The organism is Streptomyces sp. NPDC037273, assembly GCF_055603625.1.
The window spans coordinates 75,380-86,599 of record NZ_JBVJVO010000021.1; the positions used below are offsets into that span (position 1 = coordinate 75,380).

Annotated in this window: 6 protein-coding genes and 2 pseudogenes; 5 read left to right on the top strand and 3 right to left on the bottom strand. The window is 73.8% G+C overall.

Annotated elements, in window-relative coordinates:
* Positions 1-130 precede the first annotated feature (130 nt).
* Positions 131-1,589, top strand: a pseudogene (locus ACZ7G1_RS35780) (DNA-3-methyladenine glycosylase 2 family protein); the annotation flags it as partial.
* Here ACZ7G1_RS35780 and ACZ7G1_RS35785 read toward each other — a convergent pair.
* Together ACZ7G1_RS35785 and ACZ7G1_RS35790 are read right to left on the bottom strand one after the other, a co-directional pair.
* A complete protein-coding gene (locus ACZ7G1_RS35785) occupies positions 1,520-2,002 on the bottom strand; it encodes a DUF456 domain-containing protein (protein ID WP_470878684.1) in 483 nt (160 codons plus the stop codon). The pseudogene ACZ7G1_RS35780 and the gene ACZ7G1_RS35785 overlap by 70 nt on opposite strands.
* An 81-nt stretch (positions 2,003-2,083) precedes the next feature.
* Complete coding sequence (locus ACZ7G1_RS35790) at positions 2,084-3,067, bottom strand: helix-turn-helix domain-containing protein (RefSeq protein ID WP_470878686.1); 984 nt, start codon at positions 3,065-3,067, stop codon at positions 2,084-2,086.
* Between the two features lie 233 nt (positions 3,068-3,300).
* Here ACZ7G1_RS35790 and ACZ7G1_RS35795 point away from each other — a divergent pair, with 233 nt between their 5' ends.
* The 4 genes from ACZ7G1_RS35795 to ACZ7G1_RS35810 all read left to right on the top strand — a co-directional run bounded on the left by ACZ7G1_RS35795 (position 3,301) and on the right by ACZ7G1_RS35810 (position 10,864).
* Positions 3,301-7,062: a S8 family peptidase gene (locus ACZ7G1_RS35795; protein WP_470878688.1), complete on the top strand. Its 3,762-nt coding sequence runs from the start codon at positions 3,301-3,303 to the stop codon at positions 7,060-7,062.
* Positions 7,063-7,215: 153 nt separating this feature from the next.
* Positions 7,216-8,622, top strand: a complete 1,407-nt coding sequence (locus tag ACZ7G1_RS35800; RefSeq protein WP_470878690.1) for a protein phosphatase 2C domain-containing protein — start codon at positions 7,216-7,218, stop codon at positions 8,620-8,622.
* A gap of 27 nt (positions 8,623-8,649) precedes the next feature.
* Positions 8,650-10,392, top strand: coding sequence for a pyruvate dehydrogenase (locus ACZ7G1_RS35805; protein ID WP_470878692.1), 1,743 nt, complete (start codon positions 8,650-8,652; stop codon positions 10,390-10,392).
* Between the two features lie 67 nt (positions 10,393-10,459).
* Entirely contained in the window at positions 10,460-10,864 is a 405-nt protein-coding gene (locus ACZ7G1_RS35810) for an ATP-binding protein (RefSeq protein WP_470878693.1), read from the top strand.
* A 45-nt stretch (positions 10,865-10,909) separates the two neighbouring features.
* On the opposite strand, the pseudogene ACZ7G1_RS35815 reads toward ACZ7G1_RS35810, so the two are convergent.
* Positions 10,910-11,220, bottom strand: a pseudogene (locus ACZ7G1_RS35815) (hypothetical protein); the annotation flags it as partial.

Genomic DNA, 11,220 nt, shown 5'->3' on the forward strand with positions numbered 1-11,220 from the left:
ACACGCCTGTGCCCCGTACCCGCGGTCGTGCGGTCGCGGCGTCTCCGGTGTCCGCGGGCGTACGGCCGCCGGGACCGCGGTGTCCGAAAACCGCGAGTCCCCGGCGGCCGGCGGCCGCACACTGGGAGGCATGAGGGACGACGACACCCGCTATGAGGCGGTCAGCAGCAGGGACGCGCGGTTCGACGGGGAGTTCTTCTTCGCGGTCCGGACGACCGGGATCTACTGCCGGCCCAGCTGCCCCGCGGTGACACCGAAGCGGCAGAACGTGTCGTTCTTCCCGACCGCCGCCGCGGCCCAGGGCCACGGTTTCCGGGCCTGCCGCCGCTGCCGGCCGGACGCGGTGCCCGGCTCCGCGGAGTGGAACGTGCGGGCGGACGTGGTGGGGCGCGCGATGCGGATGATCGGCGACGGGGTCGTCGACCGGGAGGGCGTGCCCGGCCTCGCCGGACGCCTCGGCTACAGCACCCGGCAGGTGCAGCGGCAGCTCACCGCCGAGCTGGGCGCCGGGCCCGTCGCGCTGGCCCGCGCGCAGCGGGCGCACACCGCGCGGCTGCTCCTGCAGACCACGGGCCTGCCGGTGACCGAGATCGCGTTCGCGGCCGGGTTCGCCAGCGTCCGCCAGTTCAACGAGACGATCCGGGCCGTCTACGCCCGCACCCCCACCGACCTGCGCGCCGAGGCGGGCAGCGGGGCCGGGGCCCGCACGGCGCTGGCCGCCGGGGTGCCGCTGCGGCTCGCGCACCGGGGGCCGTACGCGGCCGGCGAGGTCTTCGACCTGCTCGCGGCCGAGGCGGTGCCACGCGTCGAGGAGGTCGTCGGCGCACCCGGGGCCCGCACCTACCGGCGTACCCTCCGGCTCCCGTACGGCACCGGCGTCGTCTCCGTCGACGAGCGGTCCGGCGGACGGTGGCTCGACGCCCGTATCCACCTCACCGAGCTGCGGGACCTCACGACCGCCGTGCACCGGCTGCGCCGCCTGTTCGATCTGGACGCCGACCCGTACGCGGTCGCGGAGCGCCTCGGCGCCGCCCCCGGGCTCGCGGCGGAGGTGGCGGCGCGGCCCGGGGTGCGCTCCCCGGGGGCGGCCGAGCCGGAGGAGTTCGCGCTGCGGACGGTCCTGGGGCCCGAGGAGTCGGCGCGGGTCGCGGAGTCGCACGGCACGCCGCTCGCCGAGGCCTGCGGCACGCTCACCCACGTCTTCCCCGAGCCCGCCGCGCTGACCGGTCACCCGGTGGCGGGGCCGCTCGCCCGCGCCCTCGCCGACGGGAGCGTCCGTCTCGACCCCGGCGCCGAGCGGGACGAGGCCGAACGCTCCCTGCTCGCCGTCCCCGGCGTCACGGCCGGGGCCGCCGCCCTGATCCGGATGCGCGCCCTCGGCGACCCCGACGTGCCCGCGGCGGACGGGCCGGACGCGGAGGAGTGGCGGCCGTGGCGCTCGTACGCCCGGCTGTACGCCAGAGCGGCGGCCTGAGCACGCCGCCCCGGCCCCGCTCGGCCGAACGGGTGAGGGCCGGGCTCAGCCCCAGATGACGGCGCCCGCCCAGGCGCCCACGATCAGGAGGCAGGAGAAGAGCTCGACGAGGACGCTCGTGCCCGCCGCGCGCATCACCGTCCGGGTGGCCGCGCGGGCCTGGCCGTGGCCGCCGAGGCGGAGCCGTTCGGCGAGGTAGATGCCGCCGACGAAGCCGGGGACGGCGCCGACGACCGGGATGAGGACGAAGCCGAGGAGGGCGCCCACTCCCGCGTACGCCACGATCCTGCGGGTGATGCCGACGCCCCGGAGACGCCGGGGTGGCAGTTGCCAGACGATCACCTGGCTGAGCAGCAGCAGACCGGTCGAGGAGACGAGCAGGATCCAGGCGAGGTCGGTCCGCTCGTGCAGCGACCACCACAGCATCGCGGCCCACACCAGCCACGTCCCCGGCACGCCGGGGGCCAGTACCCCGAACAGGCCGAGCAGCATCACCGTCGCGATCATCAGGAGCTGCCACACACCCACGCTGCCCAGCGTGCCGGATGCCGGAGGTTCCCGCAGGTCGCGAGGGGCGGACGGAGGACGTCCTCCGGGGCGGCGGGCGCGTCAGCCGCGGGAGACCCAGCCCTTCTCGTACGCGTGCCAGCCGAGCTGCAGGCGGGTGGTCACGCCGCTCAGCTCCATCAGGCCCTTCACGCGTCGCTGGACGGTCCGGAGTCCGAGGTCGAGCTGCTTGGCCACGCTCGCGTCGGTCATGCCGGCGAGCAGCAGCGAGAGGATCTCCAGGTCCATGGCGTCGGGGCCCGAGGCCTGCTCCTCGGTGATCTGCGCGCCGGCGCCGAGGCGCAGCGGCAGGGCCTCGCGCCAGACGGACTCGAAGAGGCCCATGAGCGATTCGAGGAGGCCGCTGGCGTGGACGACGATGGCGGCGGGCTCGGCGCCGCGGCCGGTGAGGGGGACCATGGCGAGCGAGCGGTCGGCGACCACGAGCTTGGTGGGGACGCGGTCGGCGACGCGGATCAGTTCGTCGCGGCCGAGCGCCGCCGAGAGTTCGAGCAGGCCGTTGGGGAGGGTGAGGACCTCGCGTTCGATGACCACCCGGTAGCGGACCCCGCGGCCGGCCGCCTGCTCCTCGGCGTCGTTCTCCATGCCGGTGACGGCGATGGGCTTGCCGGTGACGAGGGCGCAGACCTCCTCCGTCGCGCCGAGCTGGAGCTGGAGGAAGCGGTGGGTGACCGCGCTCGCGCCGGTGACCACCTCCACCAGGTCGTGCACGGCGACGGCCTCTGCCTCGGCGCGGTACTCCTCGGCGAGCAGCGCCGCCGCGAGCTCGGCCTGCTCCAGCTCGTGGCGCTGCTGGGTGAGGAGGGCGCCGAGGGCGACCCCGGGCGGCGCCGCGACCCACCGGCCGGTGCGGGCCGAGGACTGGGCGGCGAGTCCCTGTGATTCGAGGCGGCGCAGGGCGCGCTCGGTGTCCCGTTCGGGCAGGGCGAGCCGGTGCGCGAGATCGGTGACCTCGGCCGCGCCCAGCGCGACCAGGGCCCGGTACGCGGACTCCTGGCGCTCGTCGAGTCCTATCGCTCCCAGCATGGATGCCCCACCCCTCGCCGTACCGCCGGCGGTCGTTCCCGATCTTTCCGGGGACGTTCACCGGAGGCATTCGTTCCGTTGGTGACCTGGCGGGAAACGGCCACGGCGCATTCCCGCCTCGCCCATCATCCCTGCACCGCCCTCACCTCTGCCAATGTGGCGCCACCGCAGCACCAACAGCCTTCGGTTAGGGGCTTTTTGCGGCCTTTTTCCGAATTCAGATGGGGAGAGCGATGCGCCCGATTTCGCGTACGGCCCTGGGGGCGGCGACCGCCGCCGTCCTGGCCGTCACCGCGGTCTCGCCGTCCATGGCCGAAGAGCCGCAGGACGACACGGCCGGCAAGCGACCGGTGGTCGGCAGCCAGGCCTCGGCCCGCGCCGGGGGAGGGGGCGCCACCGTCACCCTCGTCACCGGCGACCGGGTCCTGGTCACCCGCGACGCCGAGGGCAACCCGGCCGCCACCGCCCTGCCGGGCGACGACGGCACCGTCCCCCTCGTCCAGACCCGCCGCGCCGGCAAGGACCTGTACGTCTACCCCGAGGGCGCCACCGCCGCGCTCGCCGCCGGACGCGTCGACGAGGAGCTCTTCAACGTCACCGGACTCGTCCGCCAGGGCTACGACGACGCGGCCACCACCACCCTGCCCCTCATCGCGGTCTACGGCTCCGACCTCACCCGCTCCGTGCCCGCCGCCCCGCGCGGCGCCCGGCGCGGCCAGGTCCTCAAGGCCGTCGACGGCGTCGCCCTCAAGGCGGACAAGAAGCAGGCCGCCACCTTCTGGGCCGAGGTCACCGCCCCCGCCGCCCGCACCACCGGCGGACTGAAGAAGCTCTGGCTCGACCGCAAGGTCGAGGCCACCCTCGAACAGTCGACGAAGCAGATCCACGCCCCCGAGGCCTGGGCCGCCGGCTACGACGGCACCGGCACCAAGGTCGCCGTCCTCGACACCGGCGCCGACGCCGAACACCCCGACCTCAAGGGCCGCATCGCCGCCTCCGAGAACTTCACCGACTCCGAGACCGCCGACGACCGCCAGGGCCACGGCACCCACACCATCTCCACCGTCGGCGGCTCCGGCGCCGCGAGCGACGGCAAGAAGAAGGGCGTCGCCCCCGGCGCCCAGCTCCTCAACGGCAAGGTCCTCAACGACTCCGGCTCCGGCGCCGCCTCCTGGATCATCGCCGGCATGGAGTGGGCCGTCGCCCAGGGCGCCGATGTCGTCTCCATGAGCCTCGGCAGCTCCCTCCCCACCGACTGCACCGACCCGATGAGTGCCGCGGCCGAGGAACTCGCCCGGAACAAGGGCACGTTGTTCGTCATCGCCGCCGGAAACTCCGGACCCACGCACAACACCGTCTCCTCGCCCGGCTGCGCGCCCGGCGTCCTCACCGTCGGCGCCACCGACCGCGACGACTCCACCGCCTGGTTCTCCAGCCGCGGCCCGACGCCCTTCACCCACACCCTCAAGCCCGAGATAGCGGCGCCCGGCGTCGGCATCTCCGCCGCCGCCGCCGGCGGCCGGGGCGTGTACGCCTACCAGTCCATGTCCGGTACGTCGATGGCGACCCCGCACGTCGCCGGCGCCGCCGCCATCGTCAAGCAGCGCCATCCCGACTGGACCGCGCAGCAGATCAAGGCCGCTCTCGTCTCCTCCGCCGAGAGCGACCTGCCCGGCGACGTCCGCGAGGTCGGCGGCGGCCGCCTCGACGTCAAGGCCGCCATCGACCAGACGGTCCTCGGCGCCCCGGCCGTCCAGGGCGGCACCTTCAACTGGCCGCAGGACGGCAGCGACCGCACCACGGTATCCGTCCCGTACACCAACACCTCCGACGCGCCCGTCACCCTCAAGCTCGCCGTCGAGAAGGTCACCGGCAACGACGGTACGGCCGTCCGCGCGCGCCTCGCCCGCCTCGGCGCGCGCACCGTCACCGTCCCGGCCGGCGCCACCGTCCAGGTCCCGCTGGAGCTCGACCCCGACGCCCGCCTGGAGCGCGCCCAGTACGGCGACGTCACCGGCCGCGTCCTCGCCACCGGCCCCGGCGGCATCCACGTCTCCACCCCGTTCTCGCTCTACGTCGAGCCCGAAACGGTCACCCTGCGCGTGAAATTGATCGACCGTCAGGGCAACCCCGCCACCGGCGCCTCCTCCCTCGACGTCATCGGCACCGACGACGCCTCCGGCGAGCGGCGCTTCAACGACGGAGCCGCCGACCAGGTCTACCGCCTGCGCCCCGGCAGCTACTTCCTCTCCTCCTTCGTCACCACGCCCGACGCGGGCGAGGGCGCCACCCTCACCGACTCGCTGAGCTACCTCGGCCGCCCGCAGCTCGAACTGAAGAAGGACACCACCGTCGTCCTCGACGCCCGGCGGGCCCACAAGCTGTCGGTGAAGACCGACAAGGCCACCGAACTCCGCGGCGCCACCCTCGCGTTCTCCCGCTCCTGGGACGACTTCTGGCTGCACGCCGGAACCGCCTCGGGCCCGCGCACCATCCGCGGCTACTACGCCTCGGTCGAAGGCCGCGCGGACGAGGGCGACTTCGAGTTCGGCAGCTACTGGCGGGCCGCGGCCCCGCAGATCACCTCGCTGCGCACCGCCGACGGCCTGAGCCTGCACCCGCTCACCGCCTCCATCGCCTCCGACAACCTCGACGGCACCGGCTCCGCCCGTCTCGTCGACGCCGGAACCGGCACCCCCGCCGAGCTCAAGGCCGCGGGCGTCCAGGGCCGCATCGCCCTCGTCCGGCTGCCCGACGACTCCACGAACGCGGGCGTCCTCGCCCGTAACGCCAAGGCCGCCGGGGCCGTCGCCGTCGTCACGTACCACGCGGCCCCCGGCCGCTGGTACCCGAGCGGCGGCTTCACCGGGCTCGGCCTGCCGGTCCTCTCCGTCCCCGCCGACGAGGCGACCGCGCTCCACGGCAAGCTGACGGCCGGTGAGGTGACCCTGTCCTGGCAGGCCACCGCCAAGAGCCCGTACGTCTACAGCCTCGCGTTCCCCGAGGCCGGAGCGATCCGCGACGACAAGGCGTACCGCGTCCGCGACGGCGAGCTCGGCCGCACGGACTCCCGCTACGGGTCCGCGGGCGTCACCGCCGACTTCATGGACTTCCCGGCGGCGCGCCGCCCCGACGGCGTCCGCGTCGGCTTCGGCTCGCTGGAGACCGTCCCCGCGCCCGGCACCCGTACCGAGTACTACTCGGCCGGTGACACCACCTGGGAGCCGATGGTCGGCAGCAGCTTCCCGTTCGGCGAGATCATGGTCGGCACCCCGCGCACGTACACCCCCGGCGAGAAGCGCACCGAGCGCTGGTACGACGGCGTCATCGCCCCCACCGCCCCGCGCGACACCGCGGGCGAGCCGGTGCTCGTCGCCGAACGCCAGGGCAACCTCATCGGCTTCTCCGACGCCATGTGGGGCGACAACACCCACTACGCCGTCCCCGGCTCCTTCGGCGACATCGGCAACGTCCGGCTCCACCGTGACGGCGAGCTCATCGGCGAGAGCAGCTGGCCGTTCGGCGTCTTCGAGGTACCGGCCGAAGCCGGGACGTACACGCTCGAACAGAACACCATGAAACTCGGCAGTAAGGTGTGGGCCCGCTCCACGTCGGTCAACTCGGTATGGAAATTCACCTCCAAGCTTGACGAGACCGTCTATTCTCAGGGCATCCCGATTCTCTTCCCCCGGTACGACCTTCCGGAGGACGGACTCAAGACCCTCGCCGCGACAGACGGCCAGCAGATCGGCCTCACCGCGACGGGTCACGCGGGCTACACCCCCGCAGCGCTCACCTCGGCCGCCCTCTCGTACTCCTACGACGGGGGCGCGACCTGGACGGAAGCGCGGGTCTCTCAGCAAGGCGGCGGCTGGACCGCGACCGTGGACCACGCGGGCGCGACCGGCAAGCAGGTCACACTGAGGACCGAACTGACGGACGCCAACGGCAACTCCGTCACCCAGACCGTGGTCCGCGCTTACGACGTGCGCTGATCACGCCGGTCCGCCGGGCGTCCTTCCCGTGGGGGGTGGGGCCGCCCGGCGGATCACCCCTGTGAGGACCCCGGACGGGGAGACCACCCGTTTGCAGCAACGGTTTTCCTGGTGTCCCGTTTTCCGGCGCCGCGCGCGGTGGACAATAAGGGCATGACTCAGCAGGGGGACAACTGGTGGGACAAGCTCTACGACGACACGGCGCCGGACACGGCCCCGACGGTCTCGGCCGACACGCTCGACGACCACTTCGCCACGGCCTCCCGCGCCACGGCCGGCCCACCGGGCACCACACCACCGCCTAGCCCGCCCCAGACCGGCCCGACCCACCCCGTCGCCCCGCAGGCAGGCCCGCCGCGCCCCGTCGGGCCGCCGCCCGCGCCCGGCGGGCTCCCCGCGCTGCCGGCCCCCGCGGCCGGCCGGGCACCCTGGGAGTCGCCGGAGACGGGACCGCGGACCTTCCCCGGGCCGCCGCCCGTCGAGACGCCCACCGTCCAGGTGCCGGTGCCGCCGGAAGCGGAGGAGGCCGAGAGGGACCTCACCGTCGAGGTGGCCGTCCCCGTCGACCTGCCCCGGCCGCGCACCGGATTCATCGGCAGCAGACCGCCCACCTACGAGGCCGAACCGACCGCCCTGCCGGTCGCCCGGCCCGGCGAGCTCGCCGACCTGGTCGCCGACACCGTCCTGGACGGCGCCCGCTACGGCACCTGCACGCTGCGCGCCGCGTCCATGCGCGGCGACTCCGCCCGCTACCGGGGCGAGCCCCGCAGGGACGCGCTGCTCACCGCCCGCTTCGGCCATGACGAGACCGCCCTGATCCTCGTCGCCGTCGCGGCCGGATCGCGGGCCGCCGAGGACGCGCACCTGGCCGCCGCGGACGCCTGCCACTGGATCGCCGAGGCCGTCTGCCGCAGCCACGCCCGGCTGTCCGAGGACATCAGATCCGGCCGCCGCGGCGACCTCAAGTCCGGTCTGCACCGGCTGACCGACCGCACCTACGGCAAGCTGCGGGCCCGCGCCGCCGAACGCGGTCTCAACCCCGACGAGTACACCGCGACCCTGCGCTGCCTGCTCGTGCCGGCCGACCCCGAGTGCCGCACCCGGGTCTTCTTCGGCATCGGCGGCGGAGGCCTCTTCCGGCTGCGCGACGGGGCCTGGCAGGACCTGGAGCCGCTGCTGCCCGAACCGGTGGCCGTCGGCGCGCCCGTCCTCGGCTTCGGCTCGCCGCCGCCGGCCCAGGAGGCGACCGAGGAGGGCGACCGGCTGACCATGGACCTCGGCATCACGACCGCGCCCGGACCGCTCGTCGAGGACCCCGTGCCGCCGCCCCCCGAGCCGTTCAGGTTCCGCGCCTCCGTCGCCCGCCCCGGCGACACCCTGCTGCTCGCCTCGCCGGGCCTCGCCGAGCCCATGCGCGGCGAGCCAGCCCTCGCGCACGCGCTCGCGGACCGCTGGGCGGACCGGGAACCCCCCGGCCTCGCCGCCTTCCTGGCCGACACCCAGCTGAGGGTGACCGGCTACGCCGACGACCGTACGGGGGCCGCCGTCTGGGAGGCGTGACGCGCCGGTCCGTGTGTTGATGGAGCCATGGCCAAACAGAACGTGGCGGAACAGTTCGTCGACATCCTCGTGCGCGCCGGCGTCAAGCGTCTGTACGGAGTGGTCGGCGACAGCCTGAACCCGGTCGTCGACGCCATCCGGCGCACCCCGGAACTCGACTGGATCCAGGTGCGGCACGAGGAGGTGGCCGCCTTCGCCGCGGGCGCCGAGGCCCAGATCACCGGGGGCCTCGCCGCCTGCGCGGGCTCCTGCGGACCGGGCAATCTGCACCTCATCAACGGCCTGTACGACGCCCACCGCTCCATGGCCCCGGTGCTCGCCCTCGCCTCGCACATCCCGTCCGGCGAGATCGGCCTCGGCTACTTCCAGGAGACCCACCCCGACCAGCTGTTCCGCGAGTGCAGCCACTACAGCGAGCTCATCTCCAACCCGCAGCAGATGCCCCGGCTGCTCCACACGGCGATCCAGCACGCCGTCGGCCGCGGCGGCGTCAGCGTCGTCTCGCTGCCCGGCGACATCGCCTCCCAGCCGGCCCCCGAGAAGACCTCGGGGACCGCGCTCGTCACCACCCGGCCCACCGTCCGCCCCGGGGAGGACGAGATCGAGGCGCTCGTACGCCTGATCGACGCGTCCGACCGGGTGACGCTGTTCTGCGGCAGCGGCACCGCCGGCGCGCACCCCGAGGTGATGCAGTTCGCCGAGCGGCTCAAGGCGCCCGTCGGCCACGCCCTGCGCGGCAAGGAGTGGATCCAGTACGACAACCCGTACGACGTCGGCATGAGCGGACTCCTCGGCTACGGCGCCGCCTACGAGGCCACCCACGAGTGCGATCTGCTGATCCTGCTGGGCACCGACTTCCCGTACAACGCCTTCCTGCCCGACGACGTGAAGATCGTGCAGGTCGACGTGCGGCCCGAGCGGCTCGGCCGCCGCTCCCGGCTCGACCTCGCCGTCTGGGGCGACGTCCGCGAGACCCTGCGGGCCGTCACCCCGCGGGTGCGCGCCAAGACCGACCGCCGCTTCCTCGACAAGATGCTGAAGAAGCACGCCGACGCGCTGGAGGGCGTCGTCAAGGCCTACACCCGCAAGGTCGAGAAGCACGTCCCCGTCCACCCCGAGTACGTCGCCTCCGTCATCGACGAACTCGCCGACGACGACGCCGTGTTCACCGTCGACACCGGCATGTGCAACGTCTGGGCGGCCCGCTATCTCACACCCAACGGGCGGCGCCGGATCATCGGTTCGTTCACCCACGGCTCCATGGCGAACGCGCTGCCGCAGGCCATCGGCGCCCAGTTCACCGACCGGGACCGGCAGGTCGTCTCGCTCTCCGGCGACGGCGGATTCTCCATGCTCATGGGCGACTTCCTCACCCTCGTGCAGTACGACCTGCCGGTGAAGGTCGTGGTCTTCAACAACTCCTCGCTCGGCATGGTCGAGCTGGAGATGCTGGTCTCCGGGCTCCCCTCGTACGGGACGACGAACAAGAACCCGGACTTCGCCGCCATCGCCCGCGCCGCCGGGGCCTACGGCGTCCGCGTCGAGAAGCCCAAGCAGCTGGCGGGCGCCCTCAAGGACGCCTTCAAGCACAAGGGGCCGGCGCTCGTCGACGTCGTCACCGACCCCAACGCCCTCTCCATCCCGCCGAAGATCAGCGCCGAGATGGTGACCGGCTTCGCCCTCTCCGCGGGCAAGATCGTCCTCGACGGCGGCGTCGGCCGGATGCTCCAGATGGCCCGCTCCAACCTCCGGAACGTGCCCCGCCTCTGAGGGAATGCGGGCGCCCCGGCGGGGCATGCATCCCCGTGAGCCTGTTCGACGACTGTGGGTGGGGGATATGGCCGGGGAGGCGCGACAGCCGACTCAACTGCTCAGAAAGGTGGGATGCGCCGATCTCACCGCGGTGCCGGAGGTACGGCATGCCTTGCGTGAACTGCTGCGGACCTGGGGCGGACCGGGCGCCTCCGACGTGGCCGAACTGCTCACCAGCGAGCTGGTGACCAACGCCCTGGTGCACACCGACCACGGGGCCGTCGTCACGGCGACGGTGGTCCCGGCACAACTCAGGGTGGAGGTCCGGGACTTCGTGCCCGGTCTGGAGACACCGCACGTACCGCCCGCCGACGACGGTACGCACGGCAGAGGGCTCGTCCTCGTCCAGGCCCTGGCCGACTCCTGGGGGGTCGAGGACAGCGGGGTGGGCAAGGTGGTGTGGTTCGAACTGAACGGTGGGGCCGCCTGAGAGGCGGCCCCACCGGATTTCCGGGTCTTCCACGCTTCCGTGGGCTCAGCCGAACTGCTGCTCCAGATCCTTGAGCTTGCGCTCCAGGGAGTCGAGCCGGGGCAGCGTCTGGGTGTCGTCCTCGGCGGTGAGGTCCACCGTCCGGGAGTCCGCGGGGCGGGAATCGGCCGTACGGGACTCAGCGCCCCTCACGGCTTGCAGGGAGGGCCGGGGGCGAAGCGGCAGCTGTCCGGGGTCCGCTATGGCGGGGTGGGGGGGGGGGGGGGGGGGGGGGGGGGGGGGGGGGGGGGGGGAGGAGGGGGTGGCACTGGTGGAGGACGCAGGTGTGGCTGCCGTGCAGTGGGGTGCTGGCGCAG

Coding starts and splice junctions, on each gene's coding strand:
- ACZ7G1_RS35790 (WP_470878686.1), bottom strand. CDS start 3,067: ATGCTGGGAGCGATAGGACTCGACGAGCGCCAGGAGTCCGCGTACCGG.
- ACZ7G1_RS35795 (WP_470878688.1), top strand. CDS start 3,301: ATGCGCCCGATTTCGCGTACGGCCCTGGGGGCGGCGACCGCCGCCGTC.
- ACZ7G1_RS35800 (WP_470878690.1), top strand. CDS start 7,216: ATGACTCAGCAGGGGGACAACTGGTGGGACAAGCTCTACGACGACACG.
- ACZ7G1_RS35805 (WP_470878692.1), top strand. CDS start 8,650: ATGGCCAAACAGAACGTGGCGGAACAGTTCGTCGACATCCTCGTGCGC.
- ACZ7G1_RS35810 (WP_470878693.1), top strand. CDS start 10,460: ATGGCCGGGGAGGCGCGACAGCCGACTCAACTGCTCAGAAAGGTGGGA.